At 59.3% G+C, this 16821-nt stretch carries 16 protein-coding genes; 8 read left to right on the forward strand and 8 right to left on the reverse strand.

What is annotated here, in order from left to right; genetic code table 11:
• The first annotated feature begins 760 nt into the window (after positions 1-760).
• The 6 genes from EE36_RS16975 to EE36_RS16995 all read left to right on the forward strand — a co-directional run bounded on the left by EE36_RS16975 (position 761) and on the right by EE36_RS16995 (position 5199).
• The gene (locus EE36_RS16975) at positions 761-1780 is read left to right on the forward strand and encodes a helix-turn-helix domain-containing protein (protein WP_005854396.1); all 1020 of its coding nucleotides are present in this window, start codon (positions 761-763) and stop codon (positions 1778-1780) included.
• Complete coding sequence (locus EE36_RS16980) at positions 1777-2310, forward strand: hypothetical protein (protein WP_005854395.1); 534 nt, start codon at positions 1777-1779, stop codon at positions 2308-2310. The genes EE36_RS16975 and EE36_RS16980 overlap by 4 nt, the downstream gene beginning before the upstream one ends.
• A complete protein-coding gene (locus EE36_RS17520; RefSeq protein WP_156785601.1) occupies positions 2303-2569 on the forward strand; it encodes a hypothetical protein in 267 nt (88 codons plus the stop codon). The genes EE36_RS16980 and EE36_RS17520 overlap by 8 nt, the downstream gene beginning before the upstream one ends.
• Positions 2556-3677 carry a DNA cytosine methyltransferase gene (locus EE36_RS16985; protein ID WP_005854391.1) on the forward strand — a complete coding sequence of 374 codons (1122 nt, stop codon included), beginning with the start codon at positions 2556-2558 and terminating at the stop codon, positions 3675-3677. The genes EE36_RS17520 and EE36_RS16985 overlap by 14 nt, the downstream gene beginning before the upstream one ends.
• A 186-nt stretch (positions 3678-3863) precedes the next feature.
• Positions 3864-4292 carry a hypothetical protein gene (locus tag EE36_RS16990; protein WP_005854389.1) on the forward strand — a complete coding sequence of 143 codons (429 nt, stop codon included), beginning with the start codon at positions 3864-3866 and terminating at the stop codon, positions 4290-4292.
• A 115-nt stretch (positions 4293-4407) separates the two neighbouring features.
• A complete protein-coding gene (locus EE36_RS16995) occupies positions 4408-5199 on the forward strand; it encodes a hypothetical protein (protein WP_005854387.1) in 792 nt (263 codons plus the stop codon).
• Positions 5200-5205: 6 nt separating this feature from the next.
• Here EE36_RS16995 and EE36_RS17000 read toward each other — a convergent pair whose 3' ends face one another.
• Positions 5206-5883, reverse strand: coding sequence for an SOS response-associated peptidase (locus EE36_RS17000; RefSeq protein WP_005854385.1), 678 nt, complete (start codon positions 5881-5883; stop codon positions 5206-5208).
• 156 nt (positions 5884-6039) lie between these two features.
• On the opposite strand from EE36_RS17000, the gene EE36_RS17005 reads away from it, so the two are divergent.
• Positions 6040-7656: a BCCT family transporter gene (locus EE36_RS17005; protein ID WP_005854383.1), complete on the forward strand. Its 1617-nt coding sequence runs from the start codon at positions 6040-6042 to the stop codon at positions 7654-7656.
• A gap of 44 nt (positions 7657-7700) precedes the next feature.
• Here the strand turns inward: EE36_RS17005 and EE36_RS17010 are convergent, their stop codons facing one another.
• The 5 genes from EE36_RS17010 to EE36_RS17030 are packed head-to-tail and all read right to left on the reverse strand — an operon-like array spanning position 7701 to position 13460.
• The gene (locus EE36_RS17010; protein ID WP_005854381.1) at positions 7701-9014 is read right to left on the reverse strand and encodes a TRAP transporter large permease; all 1314 of its coding nucleotides are present in this window, start codon (positions 9012-9014) and stop codon (positions 7701-7703) included.
• 15 nt (positions 9015-9029) lie between these two features.
• Positions 9030-9551: a TRAP transporter small permease gene (locus EE36_RS17015; protein WP_005854378.1), complete on the reverse strand. Its 522-nt coding sequence runs from the start codon at positions 9549-9551 to the stop codon at positions 9030-9032.
• A 39-nt stretch (positions 9552-9590) separates the two neighbouring features.
• Entirely contained in the window at positions 9591-10676 is a 1086-nt protein-coding gene (locus EE36_RS17020) for a C4-dicarboxylate TRAP transporter substrate-binding protein (protein ID WP_005854376.1), read from the reverse strand.
• Between the two features lie 57 nt (positions 10677-10733).
• Complete coding sequence (locus tag EE36_RS17025; protein WP_005854374.1) at positions 10734-12281, reverse strand: class I adenylate-forming enzyme family protein; 1548 nt, start codon at positions 12279-12281, stop codon at positions 10734-10736.
• 6 nt (positions 12282-12287) lie between these two features.
• Positions 12288-13460, reverse strand: coding sequence for an acetyl-CoA acetyltransferase (locus tag EE36_RS17030; RefSeq protein WP_005854372.1), 1173 nt, complete (start codon positions 13458-13460; stop codon positions 12288-12290).
• Between the two features lie 111 nt (positions 13461-13571).
• Here EE36_RS17030 and EE36_RS17035 point away from each other — a divergent pair, with 111 nt between their 5' ends.
• Positions 13572-14141 carry a PAS and helix-turn-helix domain-containing protein gene (locus EE36_RS17035; RefSeq protein WP_254655608.1) on the forward strand — a complete coding sequence of 190 codons (570 nt, stop codon included), beginning with the start codon at positions 13572-13574 and terminating at the stop codon, positions 14139-14141.
• Positions 14142-14147: 6 nt separating this feature from the next.
• On the opposite strand, the gene EE36_RS17040 is transcribed toward EE36_RS17035, so the two are convergent.
• Positions 14148-15575 (reverse strand): Y4yA family PLP-dependent enzyme, encoded by a 1428-nt coding sequence (locus tag EE36_RS17040; protein WP_005854368.1) that lies wholly within the window; start codon positions 15573-15575, stop codon positions 14148-14150.
• A partial coding sequence (locus EE36_RS17045; RefSeq protein ID WP_005854366.1) for an FAD/NAD(P)-binding protein occupies positions 15572-16821 on the reverse strand: 1250 nt, incomplete at its 5' end. The genes EE36_RS17045 and EE36_RS17040, both read right to left, overlap by 4 nt.

Consider the following 16821-nt stretch of genomic DNA (forward strand, 5'->3'; position numbering starts at 1 on the left):
GCACTTGCCTGGCATCGATCGTGGATTGGTATCGCAGGGTCTCTACCCCCCCCCTGACCTACCTTGAGTACATTTGCGCTGGGCTTTTTTCTAGGGTGGCTCCAATTCAATAGGTATGCAGTCTTTCTAACGAGTTTAGAGCTCATCGAAGCCGTTGTTCGAGTATTGTCCGCGCTGGTCTATGGAGATACGCGCACCCGCTTCCGTCGACACAGTAATCCACCCCATCGCGTCAACTGAGATCCCAATAGCAGCCCCGCATGACTAAACTGTCATGTGACGATGTTGAGGCTGTGTAGTCGAGATGCTCATGTCAGTTGCTGGGTTCTAACGGACATTTTAGACAATTTTCGAATCACTCGTAATAGTTGAAAAATTGGCCATTTGTCCGATTCCGTGGCAGCACCTAGGTGGCTTCGGTCCCACAACTACCTAAGTTCTCGCCGCAAGAAACCCAGTGAAATTGGGTACCTGCACACGAGTAACTCAATCAGTGTTGAGTTTAGGATTTCTAGAGGAATTGGCCATTTGTCCAATTTCTAAAACCTCTTTTTGCATCCGATAAAATATAGTAATTTCAGATGGTTAATTAATTTTTGTGAGGTTCAAATGAGAGGCTTTATGTATCGGTTAGACATCCAGCGCCATCCATCGGGAAACCTAGCGAGTGATAACCAATGGCTCCTTCAATCCGGCTGTAGCTTGGCCACACTCTGGTGGGTTCGAGTGCAAGGCGAGACTATGGTAGAGGGGGAAAAAAATGTCCTATAAACTGGTGCGCAAGACGCGATTGAAGACGTTAGATTCATCCACCATCAAGAACGTTTTCTTGTATCTAGCCGAAGTTGCGAACGACGACGGTAAGAATATTTGGCCGCCAATCTCTAAAATTGCAGGCGCTACTGGGTTCAGCCCATCGACAGTCGATGTAGCTATGGGAAAACTGAAACAGTCAGGCCTGATTTCCAAGGTTGGTCGCAAGACTTTGTCGTCAGGCCGAGTTTCAAATTTATATGAAATCGACATAGCTAAGCTAGATGACTTACCTGATGCGTATACGGCAGCGAATAGCGATCTGCAGGAGACACGTTACACTAAATCGTGCCCCCACAGACCTTCAAATGCGTGTCTGTGGGACGAGGTTCACAGCCTTGATACACAGCTGCAGGGTGCTTCGCCCCCCGACAGTCGGGTACAATATAGTAAAGGAATAAGTAATAATAATACTAAGAGCGATGTTGTTCGACGGATCAAGACAGCAGGGGATATCGCACAAAAGGATTTTGAACGGGCAATTGCTGCCTACAATTCTGTCGCGAAATTACACGGCTGGTTGAATTACCCATCGCAAAGCTCAGCGGTCAACGCCATGTTGCTGGAGCGTCTGGTAGCCATTGACGGACTAGAGGGCTGGTTGAATGCTTTAAAGCGCGCAGCAAATTCTGATTATCTTTGCGGCCGCCTTCCAGGCAAAAAGTTTACCAACAACGCCAAATATCTGCTGAAAAACCTCGATAAGCTTCAACAAGGGGGGTTTGATAATGCCGATAGTCGGATGCAATCTGTTCAAGCTTCCGCGACCGCAGATAAACACCATATTTTGATGGGACAGATACTCCGCGATATCGCCTACGACTATGGGGTCGAGGTTTGGAAATTGCGCTCCGAAAAATATGCACCTCAGTATCCGAAAGCGATACAGGCTGTTCGAGACGCGGTGAAAAAGACGAGTATCCCAGTGGATATCGCATCTAAATTCGTCGGGGAGGGCATGGCATGACCAACAAACTCAAGCCTCATGACCGCGATCCAAAGACGCCCAATGTACGCGCGTTTCCGACCTTCGATTCAAACAACGGTGATAACTTTTTAGGCGGCGCGCCAGCTCCGGAAATGCTTCGTGATCTTTGTGGGACAAAGACAAACGCGGCGGGCACTGGGTTGTTGATGTCAGCCATGCAAGCTCTCGGCCCGGATGCGAAAGATTTTCGCCAGTTTATGACCGCACTATGGGCGGAGGAAGAGCCCAAATCGGCGGTTGAGGCGATGTTGGTGCAACAGCTGGGGACGATCCATCTGGCCATTTCCAAGCTTTCAATGCGCTTTAACAGTAATATCGATTTGGCGACGCAGATGGCCTTATTGAAGGCCATCAACAACTCGATGCGAACGGCTGCCGAGCTTGTTCGCACTTTGAAAAAATACCGCTCCGCTGCAAACCAAACGGTACGGATCGAGCGGGTGAACGTCAGCGATGGTGGGCAGGCGATCGTTGGCGACATACACCGCGGGGGGGATCGCAATGAATAATGACATCAACCCCATGCAAAGCGCGCATAATGCTCTGCGTTGCTCGGCGACAAGTAAGCGCACCGGGCAACCGTGTCGGGCACCGGCTGTGAAGGGTTTCTCGGTATGCCGCATGCATGGTGCGCGTGGTGGCGCACCTAAAGGCGTTGGAAACGGGCGCTATAGCCACGGTTTGCGCAGCGCGTTCTATACCACGCTGTTTGAAGAAAACCGCCGCCTGAATAAGCAGGTCAGGGAGGCGATCAATGACCTTCTATGAATTCTTCGCCGGTGGCGGGATGGTGCGGGCGGGGCTGGGGGTGCGATGGCGCTGTCTTTTTGCCAATGATGTCTCGCCCAAGAAAGCGCGTATCTATCGGCGCAACTGGGGTGGGGACGCGCTTGTTTTGGCGGATATTGCGGCGCTGACCTCTGCCGAACTTCCCGATGTGCCGGATCTGGTATGGGGGTCTTTCCCCTGCCAAGATCTGTCGGTCGCCGGTGTGGGGGCGGGGCTTGCGGGGCAACGGTCGGGGAGCTTCTGGTCTTTGATCGGGTTGTTGCATGACCTCAAAGATCAGGGGCGGGTGCCGCCCTTGATCGTGTTGGAGAATGTGTTGGGCACGCTGAGCGCAAACGGCGGGGCGGACTTTACAGCTCTTTGCCAGGCGGTCGCGGAGCTGGGCTATGATCTGGGGGCTGTGGTGATGGATGCTGCGGATTTTCTGCCGCAGTCGCGTCCGCGTCTGCTCATCATTGCGGTCCGGCAAGGGATAATGCCGCCTGATGACGTGGTCGCTTCGGGCCCGCAGAGCCCATGGCATCCTCCGGCGGTTGTTTCGGCATACCAACGGTTGCCAGAGCGGCTGCAAAAACACTGGCGGTGGTGGGCGATGCCGACCCCTGCGCCGCGCGTTTTGAAGCTTGCCGATGTGATTGACACGGAATTGCCAGCTGACAATTGGGATACGCCGCTAAAGACCAACAGGCTGCTGCTGATGATGAACGAGACGCATCTGCAAAAGGTGGCCGTAGCCAAAGCGCAGGGCGGTACCGTGATCGGCACGATATACAAGCGCACGCGGGTTGAGCAGGGGCAGAAGTTTCAGCGAGCCGAGGTGCGCTTTGACGATCTGGCGGGGTGTCTTCGCACGCCGGGTGGTGGGTCCTCTCTTCAGCATCTGCTTGTGGTGTCGCCCGAGGCGATCCGATCGCGCGTGATGTCGCCGCGCGAAACGGCGCGGCTTATGGGGTTGCGTGACAGCTATGTGCTGCCCGAAAAGGCGTTGGAGGCGTATCAGCTGACCGGCGACGGAGTTGCGGTGCCGGTGGTGCGCTATCTCGCGAAATGGTTGTTGGAGCCGATAGTTGCAGGCGAAAGTCCTTAGAAACATGGGGCTGTTTCTTCGCCGTTCGCTTCACAGACAAAAATCCCCCAGTTCCGTTAAAACTCACCGGAACCAACTCCCGCAGCGCGTGTTAATTCTCCGGAAATAATGATCACGATATCAACGCTTTACCGGTCACTTCTGCACTGGTGAAGCTTCCCATTAATCATAGCTAAAGGTGTGAGTATGCAGACCAAGAATGACGCGATGAGTGAGCTTTGGCGGGTGCTGAGCGGGACGCAGGCGGCCTATGAGACGGCGCTGGATGACCTCGACGATGGCGCGGGCAAGGATTTGGTGAGCGAGATTACCGCCATGCGTAAGGAGAATATTGCTCAGGTAGAGAAATACCTCTCGGACGTAGGCATCGATACGAGCGCGCTTGAAGCGCCGGAGCGGGTCTATTCAGCGCTGGATTGGACCTCGGCCGGGATCGAAGGGCCCGATGGGGTCGAGGCGCAGGTGCGCAAGTACGAGGCGGATGTGCTGGATGCCTATGACCGCGCGATCGAGCCTTATGCCGCGGGGGATGCGGAATTGCAGTTCCTGACGCAGCAGTATGAGGCGCTGAGCGGAAAGCTGGGCGGGCTGACGCCTGACCGCGCGGCGGCGTGATTTTGGTGAGCAGGCGCAAAACCTGCGCAAATTGAAACAACTTGTGGCAGCCTGATGCGGATCGGGCTGCCATTTCCTATGGGGCCGCCCGGCCTGAACATGAGGGAGCATAGGGATGATATCAGCGATCCTTGGTATCTGTTTGTTGCTGATCGTGACGGCGGATGTCGTCATGTCGACGCTGGGGGTGGGGGCGAATGGCCCGCTCGCGCCACGGGTGGCACGGGGGACGTTTTGCCTTATCCGTTGTTTGCCAAAACAGAATTGGGTGCATCGTGTCTGCGGCCCGCTTGTGGTGGTCAGCATCGGGGCGGCGTGGATCATCTTGATGTGTTTGAGCTGGACGCTGATCCTGTCGGGGCAGGCGGGGTCGGTGGTTTCGCATAGTTCGGGCGCGCCGGCGGGTGTGCTGGAAAAATCGATCTATGCCGGGCATTTGCTGTCGACCTTGGGCGGCGGCACTTATGAGAGCAGCGGCGCGCTTTGGGGTGTGGTGGCGACATTGATCGGCGTGTCGGGGATGGTGGTGCTGACCTTATCGGTGTCTTTCGTTTACTCGACGACTCAAGCAGTCTCCACCGGGCGGGCCATTCTGGCGTTGTCGGATGTGCATCCACCCGGCACGACGCAGTTCAGCCAGATCCTGCTGCCGCAGCTCGCCACGCTGGTCGCACAGATCAAGGCTATTCCCTATGCGCTCTATTTCAGCACCGTGCGCGAAGAACGGCGCTTGCCGCAGAAGCTGGCGCAGCTGAGGGCACATCCAAAGATGTCGGCGCAGGATCGCCGCAACCTCGACATTCTGCTGCGCGAGCTGCCGGGGTTGGAGCATGTGCCGCAGGATCAGTTTGACGAGACATTCGAGGAATGGGCCAAAGGCTACACCCTGCGCCCCGAAGAGGGGTAAGCGGGCCTACACCCCGCCTTGGTCGGATTTCAGGTTTTCGCCCTGCTGGTGGATCACCATTTTTTCCGCAGGGTAGGGTCTAATAAGGCGGAAAGCGTCCTCTGCCGGTGCTGTTAGCCACGCCTCGTAATCCTCAGGGTCCAAGATCGCGGGCATCCGGTCGGGGTGGGTGTCCTTGACCAGTTCATTCGGCGTGGTCGTGATCATCGAGGATGTGGTGAGCTCGCGATATTCCGTCCCGTAGTTGCCCGCAAAGCTGCGCCAGATCCCGGCGAGGGCGAAGGGCGGGCGCGGGGTGTCGCCTGTCACGCCAAACCAGACATAAGTCGCCGGGTTGCGCCCCTTCGCCTCGCAAAAGCTGGAGGCGGGGATCAGGCAGCGGCGTTCGGTAAAACTGGCTTTCCAGAAGGGCGAGCTGCGCAGTTTATCGTCCCGCGCGTTGTTCACCGCCTTGGGCTGGATCGGCTTGCCGGTTTTCTTGGAGGTTTGCGGCAACACGAACCCCCAATGCGTGTTGCGCAACACGCGGTTGCCATCGTCATCCAGCGCCACGATGGGGGCCGTGCCTTTGGGGAAGATCGCGGTCAGCGGCTCTGCATTGCCCAGTTGGTCGTTTTCGGCGCGCACTTTGAACAGCTGTCGCATGAGGGTCGGGGCGAGGGTATTCGCGTAGAGGTTGCACATCTTCGGCGCTCCGTTTCCAACTGTAGTGGGGGCAGGCGTTCTACCTATACCACAAATTATGCAGGACATTCCCGTAAGGCGATCTAGTTCAACCTTAGGGACACGCAAGTTTACGCGCATGAGAGACGAACAATAAGCCACAGGAATGGAGAGAGCATGACCGACCCCACGTCAGAAAACGGCGAGATAGAGACTGATTTCGAGGTCGGTCAGGACAATATCGACGGCAGCCTTGGCCCCATCGGCTTTGACATTCATAACCCCGTTTTCGTGATCTCGGGGATCACTTCGGTGGTTTTTGTGCTGCTGACGATGATCTTTCCAGATCAAGCGGGCGCGGTCTTTCTGGCGGTGCGTAATTTTGCCACCACCAAGCTCGACTGGATGTTCATGATTATCGTGAACTTCTTTGTCATCTTCTGCATCGTGCTGATTTTTCTGCCCATGTCCAAAGTGCGTTTGGGGGGCGAGGATGCGGTGCCGGAATATTCCTACCCCGCTTGGTTCGCGATGCTGTTCGCCGCCGGGATGGGGATCGGGCTACTGTTCTTTGGCGTGCTGGAACCTGTCTATCACATGAACGTGTCGGGCCCGCTTGGGGTGCCGTCGCCCATTGCCGCGGACGGGTCGATCATTGCCGAGAATGTAGAGGCTGCCCGCGCGATGGGGCTAGCCGCGACCTTCTATCACTGGGGGCTACACGGTTGGGCCGTTTACGCGATCATGGCGCTGGCCTTGGCGCTGTTCACCTATAACAAGGGTCTGCCGTTTTCGATCCGATCCTGTTTCTACCCAATTTTAGGCGAGAGGGTCTGGGGCTGGTCCGGCCATATCATCGACATTCTGGCGGTCTTTGCGACGTTGTTCGGCTTGGCCACATCGCTGGGTCTTGGGGCGCAGCAGGCGAATGCGGGCTTCAACTTTGCCTTCGGGCTCGAGATTTCGACGAATGTGCAGGTGATCATCATCATTCTGGTCACGGCCGTCGCCCTTGTCTCTGTCTGGCGCGGGCTGGATGGCGGGGTAAAGGTGCTGTCCGAGGTCAATATGGGCGTCGCGATCCTGTTCTTCCTCTTCGTGCTTTTCGCAGGGCCCACGCTGATCGGCCTTGGCGGTTTCTGGACCGGCCTGATCGCCTATACGCAAGAGCTGATCCCGCTATCGAACCCCTTTGGGCGGACAGATGATGCCTACCGCGAGGGGTGGACCGCCTTTTATTGGGCATGGTGGGTATCCTGGGCACCTTTCGTCGGCATGTTCATCGCGCGCGTCTCCAAAGGGCGCACGGTGCGGGAGTTTATCGTCTGCGTTCTGCTGATCCCGTCGTTGATCATCTTTGTCTGGATGGGCGTCTTTGGCGGCATCGCCATCGACCAGATCCTGACCTCCCCCGAGACGTCGCTGGTCAAAGCCAATGTGATCGACAGCTATTCGCCGGAGCTGAGCCTCTTTGGCATGTTGAACGAGCTGCCGTTTACCAAGACCGCATCGACCATCGCGATCGTGCTGGCGCTGGTGTTCTTTGTGACCTCCTCGGATTCCGGCTCGCTGGTGGTGGATACGATCACCGCCGGCGGCAAGATCGACGCCCCAGTGCCGCAGCGGATCTTCTGGTGTGTGGTCGAAGGGTTGATCGCCATCGTCCTGCTGATCGGCGGCGGGTTGTCGGCGCTGCAGGCAGGGGTCACGGCCACCGGCGTGCCGTTCAGCATCCTGATGCTGGTGATGTGCTACACGATCTACAAGGGCCTGCGCAGCGAACCGCGGGCATGAGATAGGCAACCGGCGCGTCTGTTGAGGGCGCGCCGGCTGAAGCCTTAAGATCCCATCCAGTTCGGCAGGATCGTGGTGATGATCGGGAAGGCAAAGAGGATCATGATCGTGATGACCTCCAGCAGGACAAACCACAGCGCACCGCGGAAGATCTGGGGCAGGGGTGTTTCGCGATCAATACCGGCGATGACATAGCAGTTCAGCCCGACCGGCGGCGTGATCAGGCCGATCTCGCACATCTTGACGGCCAGAATGCCAAACCAGATCGGATCAAAGCCGAGCGACTGGATCGTCGGGAACATGATCGGGATGGTGATGACCATCATCGAGAAGGCATCGAGGAACATCCCCAAAGGCACAAAGACCAGAAGCAACATCGCCACGATGAAATACGGTGGCAGGCCCGAGCCGACGACCGCCTCGGCCAATTGGTTGGGCACCTGGATCAGCGTCAGGAAATAGCTGAAGACGGCGGCGCCGATCATGGTGAATAGGATCATGACCGTGGTGTCGATGGTGGACCGGAAGCTCGCCACGATACGGCCCAGCATCCCCGGCCAGCTGGGGCGGTGCATGAGCAGCATGATCAAGGCGACAAAGGCACCGACGGCACCCGCCTCTGTAGGGGTGACGAGGCCCAGATAGATGCCGCCCATCACGACGATGAACAGCACCATAACCTGCCATGCCTTACCCGTTTCGCGCACGGCCTCGCCCCAGCTGGCGCGTGGGGTGACCGCGTGGCGCATATCGCCGCGACGGGCGATGAAATAGATGCCGACCATGAACATGATCGCGGTCAGCAGCCCCGGCAGGAACCCGGCGACCAACATCTTGCCAGCCGAGGTTTCCGTCAGCGCGGCATAGAAAATCAGCAAGACGCTTGGCGGAATAAGCACACCCAGCACGCCGCCTGCCGCGACTGCGCCGGCCGAAAGACTGCCCTGATACCCCGCCTTCTTCATCTCGGGGATCGCGACGGAACCTACGGTGGCGGCAGTGGCCACGCTTGAGCCAGATGTGGCCGCAAAGCCTGCGCTGGTCAGGATCGCTGCCATCGCCAAGCCACCGGGCAGATGCCCGACCCAACGGCTGGCAACGTCGAACAGCTTTTTACCCACCTGCGCGTGATGCGCGAAACTGCCCATCAGGATGAACAGCGGGATGATCGTCAGCGTATACACAGCAGTGGTGGAGTATGAGATCGACTTGAGGCGCGTCATCAGAAACGCGAAATCTTCGACCAAGACGATACCGACGGCGCCGGAGAGCGCCAGCGCGGCAAAGACCGGCGCGCCGAATGCCATCAGCAGGATGATCAGCGCGACGGCGATATAGGGGGCAAAGGACGGATCCATCGGGGCTTCCTGACGTCAGTGAAGATCGGGCGACGCCTGCTGTGTCTGCGCAGGCTCCCCGAAGAGAAAAAGTTGAAGGGATTGGATCGCCATCTGGATGAAGGCGAACCACAGGCCCGCGGCCAAGCTGGCCTTTGTCCACCAGATCGGGATCTTGACGTAACCCCAGCGGAATTCCCGGATAGAGACGGAATAGATCGCCTCATGCGTGGCGGGGATGGCCAGCATCAGCAATGCCAGCGCCCCGACCGCCCAGGCCAACGCGACAACACGGGCGCGGGTGGCGGGGGAGAGCTTCTCTGTCAGGACGGTGACGCGGATATGCGCATCGTCCCGTTGCGCCCATCCCGCACCCAGAAACACGACCATGACCAGCGCCAGTTCGGTGAATTCGAAAACGCCGGTGATCGGGCTCCCCGTAATGGCACGCACCAAAACGTCGAGCGTTGTGCCGAACACAAGGAACGCGAGAAACAACATGGCGACCGCACCGAGCACATCGGACACGATTTTCAGTAAACTGTTGATCGTTTGCATGACTTAATCCTTCGCTAAAATGCGATCGCCCCCAGCCGATTACGATGCCTGGCTGATTTCGTAAGGGCGTTTCAGCGTTGCTTCAGCGTCGTACTTCTTGATCGCGGCGTCGATCAAGGACTGCATTTCTGCGCCATCGATCCCTGCGGGTTTCGCGGTATCCTCAAGCCAGGAATTCACCTGCGCGGGCTGGACCAGATCCTTGGCCATGGCCTTTTGCTCGTCTGAAACGGTGCTCAGTGTGACGCCTTCGGCTTCAGCGGTTTTTACGTATGTGGCAAGCACATCTTCGTAGATCGCGCTGAACTGCCCGCCATAGATGTCATCGACAATCTCGTCCGAGATCTTGCGCACGTCGTCGGGAAGCCCGTCATACACCCGCTTGTTCATGATCGTCGCGGCTGGGGCGTGGGGACCGTCGCCAATATCATAGAACTGCGGCGCGATTTCATGCAGTTTATAGGCGATCGCGGTCACGAAATCGAACCCGTAAACACCGTCAAGAATGCCACGCTCCAGCGCTTGATACACTTCGGGTGCGGCCATGGCGACGGCCGTACCGCCAAGCGCTTCGACCACATCGGCAGAGACACCGTAGGCACGGATGCGTTTGCCCTTGATGTCTTCCAGCGAGGTGATCGGGTCGCGCAGGATCAGCGGCGCGTAGTTCCAGTTGGTCCAGTAAAGCACTTTCGAGCGGTGACGATCTTCCCATTCAGCGCGCAGCGGGTCAAATTGATCGTAGACATCGCGGCAGACCTTTTGCAGCGCGTCAGCGCGGTTCATGCGGAAATACCATTCCAACCCGCGTGTCACGGGCAGTTCAGACTGGTAGTAACCGGGCGAGATCAAAGTCATCTCGGATGTGCCATCGCGCACGGCACCCAGATGTTCGCCCACCTTGTTCAGCGACCCGGACCAGTAACGGCGGATGGTAACTTCGCCTTCGGTGCGTTTTTCCAGCTCGTCCAGATACCAGCGGTCGATCCACGAGGGGCCTGCGGAATCCGACACGTAGCTGTCGAACTTCAGCGATGTCGCCGCCAGCGCAAGCGACGGTGCGGCCAGCGTAAAGGCGCCCGATGCGGCGGCGGCGCCGGTTTTTAGGAATGTTCTGCGTTTCATGTTTCTCTCTCCCGATCTGCGCGTCAGATACTGACGCGCGTTGTTCTGCATCGCGGCTTACGCCTGATGCTCTCCCTCCAGCGCTTGCGCAATACGTTCGCGCAGGCTGGTTTTCAGGACTTTCCCGTAGCTATTCTTGGGTAGATCCTGAACAAAGTGGTATGTCTTCGGCTTCTTGAACGAGGCCATGCGGCTTTTGCACCAGGCATCCAGCTGCGGCGCGTCGCAGGAGCCATCACCCGCTGCGACGACAAAGGCCACGACATCCTCGCCCCATTCCGGACTGGGCACGCCGATCACCGACACTTCGGACACGTTTTCATGGGCCAGAAGGGTCTCCTCCACCTCCCGTGGATAGATGTTTGTCCCGCCCGAGATGATCACATCTTTCGACCGGTCGGTGAGGGCCAGGAAGCCATCGGCATCCATCGACCCCAGATCGCCCGTGCGCAGCCAGCCATTAACGACGGTATCGGCGGTGGCCTTTTCATTGCCCCAGTAGCCTTTCATCAGCGCGTCGCCGGAGACGACGACTTCGCCAACCTCACCCGCGGGCAGGGGGCGCATGTCGCTGTCGACGACCCGCACCTGCACGCCCGCCTGCGCAAACCCGACAGACCCGCGCCGCGCATCTGCGTTTGGGTGGGCGGTGTCTGCCACAAGATCGCGGGGCAGCACGGTGATGGTCATGGGGCATTCGCCTTGGCCGTAAATCTGGACGAAGCGCGCGCCGAAGACGGCGAGCCCCTCTTCGATATCGGCGAGATACATCGGACCGCCACCGTAGATGATCGTCTTGATGCCCGTGCCGTCATAGCCCGTGGCACGGGCATGGGCGATCTGGCGTTTGATCATCGTGGGGGCGGCGAAGAACACGAGGTTGTCCAGCGCCTGCGCCAGCTCTGCAATCTCGGCCGGATCGAACCCGCCGGAGCGCGGGATGACATGGCAGCCCCCGGCGCGGATGATCGGGAAGTGATAGAGCCCCGCCCCATGCGACATAGGTGCCGCATAAAGCGAATTATCGCGGGCCGTGGGGCTGTCCACATCCATCGCATAGGCCAGTGACATCGCGATGAGGTTGCCATGGGTGGTCATCACCCCCTTGGGCCGCCCCGTGGTCCCCGAGGTATAGAAGAGCCAGGCCACATCGTCTTTGCCCGTGTTGACGGGGGGCGTGATTTCCGCGCTGGATTGTGCCGCAGCAGTCAGCGCGGGATCGTGGGTGCCGAGTTCATTGCAGTTGTCGGAAAGCTCGATGCCGCTTGCGAACACCGTGCCGGTTTGGGTCACGACAACGCGGGCCTTTGCATCGTCGATGATCCACGCCGCTTCGCGCGGGTGCAGCTTGTAATTGATTGGCACGACAATCGCACCCATCCACAAAACCGCGTGCAGGATCTCCAGATATTCGGGGCAGTTCTGCATGAACAGCGCCACGCGGTCGCCTTTTCGGATGCCCAATGTGTCCGAGAGATAAGTCGCCATGCCCGCGCTACGCGCCGCGAACTGCCCATAGGTCGCGTGCAGATCCAAGCCGCAGCGGATCGCGGGCGCATCGGGGGTCACCCGTGCGGCCTGAAGCAGCCATTCAGAAATATTCATATGTAATCAGACCTTGCGCGCTTCGAGCACCGAGACATAGTTGGCCACAGCAGAGCCGCCCATGTTGAACAACAACCCCAGTTCGGCACCGGGGACTTGTAGATCGCCTGCTTGGTTGGTCAGTTGGCGGAAGGCCAGCGCATGCATGGAAACGCCTGTCGCACCGACGGGATGGCCCTTGGCCTTCAGCCCGCCCGACAGGTTCACCGGTAGCGCGCCGCCACGATAGACGGAGCCATCCTCCAACGCGCGCGCGCCATGCCCCTTGGGGGCCAGCCCCATCGCTTCGTAGGTCAGCAGTTCCGCGATGGTAAAGCAGTCGTGGACTTCGGCGAAATCGATATCTTCGAGTGTGACATTGGCTGCTTTGAACGCCTGCGCAAAGGTGCGTTCGGGGCCTTCGAATGCAAGGAAATCTCGGCGCGACATGGGCAGGAAATCATTCACATGCTCCGCCGCACGCATGGCCACGGATTTCGGGAAGGTCGCCGCGTTTTCGTCGGTCGTGAGGATCAGGGCCGCGGCCCCATCGGTCACCAGCGAGCAATCGGTCAACCGCAGCGGCGGCGCGATCTCGGGGTTCATTTCGGACACGGTGCTGCAATGTTCGAAGGTGAACTCTTTATGCATATGCGCCAGCGGGTTGGACATCGCATTGGCGTGGTTCTTCACCGCGATCTTGGCCATCGCGTCCAGCGGGCTGCCATAGCGCGCATCATAGTCGCGTGCGGCCACGCCAAAGACTTGCGGGAAACTCAGCGACGCTTCCGCCAGATCGTTCTGGTACCCCGCACCGGCGAGTGCCTGCGTAACCTCTTTGGTACTGCGGCTGGTCATCTTCTCCGCGCCGACGACAAGCACGGTGCGTGCTTGCCCTGCGCGGATCATGTTCATCCCCGCATGGATCGCGGCCGAGCCTGAGGCACAGGCGTTTTCGGCCCGCGTCCCCGGTTTGAACCGCAGCTGCGGATAGGCCTGATGGATCAGCGAGGAGGCAAAACCATCCGTCACCATGCCAGAGTTGAAATGCCCCAGAAAAACCGCGTCGATATCATTGGGATCAATGCCGGACTCCTCGACCGCTTCGCGCGTTGCGGCGACGATCAGCTCTTCAAGGTTTTCTTGCAGACGGCCAAATTGCGTGTGGCCACTCCCGACGATGGAAACTCCGGTGGTCATAATATCCTCCCTGATATGAGGATCATTTTACGGATGTCAGACCCGCGATCTATTGGTAGAAACACGTAATATGATACGTATCACTACGTAGTGGACTAAGTAGAAATGCAGATGATCGATACCTCGACCACCCAAAAAGCCTCCAGCCTCGGGTTTCAGGAATCACCTGTGGCGCAGATCATTGTGCGCTATCGCCGCATCATCGAGGCCAACAAGGCGGTGGAGCGTTTGTTCGGCTACACAAGGTCTGATCTGATCAACCGGTCGGTGCAGCGGCTGTACCCGTCGACCGCCGATTTCAACCAGATCGGGGAGCGTTGCGAGGCACGCATGCGCGAGACGGGGGATACGCATTATGAAGACGAACGCTTTATGCAGGCGTCGGACAAGACGATCTTCTGGGTGCAGGCCAAGGGGGCGACCCTATCCCCGCAAGATCCGTTTTCGTTGATGATCTGGTCGTTCGAGAAGATCGCGGACAAGAGCTATCGTTCTGTCGACCTCAGCCCGCGGGAACGCGAGGTGGCGCATCATCTGGTCAACGGCCGCACCTCGCGCGAGATCGGCGAGGCGCTCAATATCTCGCACCGGACGGTAGAGGTGCATCGCGCGCGCCTGATGCGGAAGTTCAACGTCAAGAATACCGCCGCTTTGGTGTCAGAGATTGTCCACGCCTTCTAAGGGTGCCTACCCCGCGTCGATATCGTCCAGCGCGACGGCCCCCGCGTTCCCTTCCGTCACAAACACGTTCCGCGCCAGTGGGAACTGGTGCGAGCGGCTTTCGAGGAAATGCATCAGGTAGCCGGCGGTGTTGGGAAAGACCATGAGGTCGCCTGCTTTGACGCCTTGGGGGAAGGACATCTTGCGCCGCGTCAGCCATTCGCTTTCGGTGCAATAGGTGCCGGCGAGGTAGCCTTCGATAGGTCCCTTGCGCGGACCGGGGGCGGGGACCATGAGCGGATCAAGCGCGAATTCGGCGAAGCCGGAACGGGATTGGGTGCGGTTCATCTGGACGCCGATCACGGGGGTGCCGGCGCTGTCGCGCTTGCAAAAGGCGACGCGGGCGAGGGTCATGCCGCAGCCGTCCAGCAGCGAGCGCCCCGGCTCGCAACGCAGGGAGATATGCGCATCTCTCAGATGTGCTGCCACGGTTTGACCGTCCGCCATGTGGTCGAGGATGCGGCGCATCCAGTCCTCTTGCACCAGCGTTTGCGCGACGGGGTAGCTATCGACCTTGCCTTCACCGCCGACTTTGCGCCCTAACCCGTCGTTATGCTGGGTGATGGGGTCGCGGTCACCGATGAGGGCGCGGTCGAGCTCGGCCAGCCATGTCTCCCACTCCGCCGCGTCGTCGAGGTAGTTCATCGGAATGCCGCCGCCGATATCAAGGAAGAAAGGCGCGGTGCTGTCGCCTTTGATCTTATGGATCAGAGGCAGCGTTTGCAGGATTGCGGCGATGCGATCCTCGGCGCTATAGCCGTTGAGGTGGAAATGCAGCCCGTCGAGGCGGAGCGTTTCAGACGCGGCAATGCGGGCGGCGAGGGTAGGGACTTGCGTCAGCGGAAAGCCGAAACGCGAATAGAGTTTTGTACCGTCACGCTCAAACCCGTTGAGGCGCAGCCCGACAGAGACGGGCTTGGTCGCGCCTTCGGCCACGTCCTCCAACAGCTCCAGCTCATCCTCATTATCAAGGATCACAGTCACGCCGCCACCCACACAAAGGGTCATCAGCGCACGATCTTTCACTGCCGCGGTGCAGACGATCCGGTCACCCGGCAGGCCCTGTTCAAGGCATTGTTCTACCTCCGCATGGCTGGCCGTATCGATGCCAATGCCCATATCCCGCGCGGCCTGCACGTAGCTGAGGCATTTATTCGCCTTGCGCGCAAACATGGGCAGGAAGGGCAGGCCATAGTCGGTCACGCAATCGGTCAGCTGCGCGATATTGCGGCGGAAGGGATCGACCGACTGGATGTTGAGCGGCGCGCCAAAGCGGTCGGTCAGCGCGTCGAGGCGGGGGCGATCCTGAAACAGCTCCGCCATCCAGTTTTCCAGCCGCGGGCGCAAAGGCACGACGCCGTGGCAGGGGCTGAAGATCGATGGGGGGATTGTCATAGGGAATGCTCCAGCGCGTTGGATTGGCGGGCGCTTTCTACAACGGCGGCGGCCCAGTTTTCGGGAAGATCATGGAGGGAGCGCGACAGTGTATCATTGCCAAGCACGCAGCCCTCGGTGGCGCGGCCGATGACGGAGAGGCCCTTGGCGATGCCGTCGCGTGTGAGGGCGTGGGCGTTTTTATCGACCCTAACACCGCCCATTGTACCGATGCTAAGATGCCCGTCGCGCAAAAGACCGTCGAGCGGGGCGGCAAGCGCGGCACCGCCAGCGGGTGGAATCGTGGCGTTGATCGTGACATCTGCCGCGGCCGCGCCCGACATATGGTCAAAGCTGACGATGCCCGCCTGTTCCAGCGTGATCAGCTTGCCGATATTCTGCGCGGGCGGGCCGAAGGCGAGCCGCTCCATCTCTGCCGCGATCTGGCGGAAGGGGTGGGCATCGTCGGGGGGTAACTCGCGGTGGCTGATCCAGTTGATCAGCTGCGGGTAGCACCGGCGCCAGACCTCGGCCAGGGCCCAAGCGCTGTCTTGAGCGCGGCGCCCCATGGCGATGTCATAGCCGATGCGCAGGTCTTGGCGGATTTCGTCTGGAGTGAAGATGGTTTCGGTCCGGTGGGTGAAAAACGCGGCGCTGGTGCCGGATGGGTTGCCCAGAACCTGATCGGCGAATGACAAAAACGCGGGCCAGATGTGGTCGGTGAAGGTCGCGGTAGGGGTGCGCAGGATCTGCGAAAGCTCGGCGCGTCGATCATCCCAGAAGGCGTCGTCTTGCGGTTGGGTGAACAATGCCGCCTCGACCTTGGCCCGCATCGGGCGACCGCTGCGGCTGAAGGGGGCGATGCGGCGCGGCTCCTTTCCTGAGGGGGTATAGGTATAGCCAGTGGCGGAGAGCGTGAAGACACCGCCGCGCCCTTCGGTCAGTGCGAGCATCGTGTCGATAAAGGTGAGGGCGAAGCCCTTGCAGCGCATGGTAGAGTTGGGCGGCATGGCGGTCTGGGTCAGACGCTGGTCGATGGGGAAGGGGGAGGGGATGTGGTCGCGCATCTCCGTCGCGCTGTGGCGAAACCCGTCTTGGTGACCGGTCGTGATCAGGACGTGATCAACGGCGATGTTTGCGGGAGAGATCTGCCATTGATCCCCGTTGCGGTTCACTGCGTCGACGCGCGTTTTACGCCGGATTAGTCTCACATTCGACGGGGCTTGTGCGACGACACGCTCGAAGCTCCAGAAGAGATAACGCCCCA

The sequence above is a fragment of the Sulfitobacter sp. EE-36 genome, assembly GCF_000152605.1.
GTDB classification, from domain to species: domain Bacteria; phylum Pseudomonadota; class Alphaproteobacteria; order Rhodobacterales; family Rhodobacteraceae; genus Sulfitobacter; species Sulfitobacter pontiacus.

What these genes read in the sequence shown, in the direction of transcription:
- EE36_RS17040 (WP_005854368.1), bottom strand. Translation starts at nt 15,575, where the DNA reads ATGACAATCCCCCCATCGATCTTCAGCCCCTGCCACGGCGTCGTGCCT.
- EE36_RS16990 (WP_005854389.1), top strand. Translation starts at nt 3,864, where the DNA reads ATGCAGACCAAGAATGACGCGATGAGTGAGCTTTGGCGGGTGCTGAGC.
- EE36_RS17035 (WP_254655608.1), top strand. Translation starts at nt 13,572, where the DNA reads ATGATCGATACCTCGACCACCCAAAAAGCCTCCAGCCTCGGGTTTCAG.
- EE36_RS17010 (WP_005854381.1), bottom strand. Translation starts at nt 9,014, where the DNA reads ATGGATCCGTCCTTTGCCCCCTATATCGCCGTCGCGCTGATCATCCTG.
- EE36_RS17520 (WP_156785601.1), top strand. Translation starts at nt 2,303, where the DNA reads ATGAATAATGACATCAACCCCATGCAAAGCGCGCATAATGCTCTGCGT.
- EE36_RS17020 (WP_005854376.1), bottom strand. Translation starts at nt 10,676, where the DNA reads ATGAAACGCAGAACATTCCTAAAAACCGGCGCCGCCGCCGCATCGGGC.
- EE36_RS16975 (WP_005854396.1), top strand. Translation starts at nt 761, where the DNA reads ATGTCCTATAAACTGGTGCGCAAGACGCGATTGAAGACGTTAGATTCA.
- EE36_RS17005 (WP_005854383.1), top strand. Translation starts at nt 6,040, where the DNA reads ATGACCGACCCCACGTCAGAAAACGGCGAGATAGAGACTGATTTCGAG.
- EE36_RS16985 (WP_005854391.1), top strand. Translation starts at nt 2,556, where the DNA reads ATGACCTTCTATGAATTCTTCGCCGGTGGCGGGATGGTGCGGGCGGGG.
- EE36_RS16995 (WP_005854387.1), top strand. Translation starts at nt 4,408, where the DNA reads ATGATATCAGCGATCCTTGGTATCTGTTTGTTGCTGATCGTGACGGCG.
- EE36_RS16980 (WP_005854395.1), top strand. Translation starts at nt 1,777, where the DNA reads ATGACCAACAAACTCAAGCCTCATGACCGCGATCCAAAGACGCCCAAT.
- EE36_RS17000 (WP_005854385.1), bottom strand. Translation starts at nt 5,883, where the DNA reads ATGTGCAACCTCTACGCGAATACCCTCGCCCCGACCCTCATGCGACAG.
- EE36_RS17015 (WP_005854378.1), bottom strand. Translation starts at nt 9,551, where the DNA reads ATGCAAACGATCAACAGTTTACTGAAAATCGTGTCCGATGTGCTCGGT.
- EE36_RS17030 (WP_005854372.1), bottom strand. Translation starts at nt 13,460, where the DNA reads ATGACCACCGGAGTTTCCATCGTCGGGAGTGGCCACACGCAATTTGGC.
- EE36_RS17025 (WP_005854374.1), bottom strand. Translation starts at nt 12,281, where the DNA reads ATGAATATTTCTGAATGGCTGCTTCAGGCCGCACGGGTGACCCCCGAT.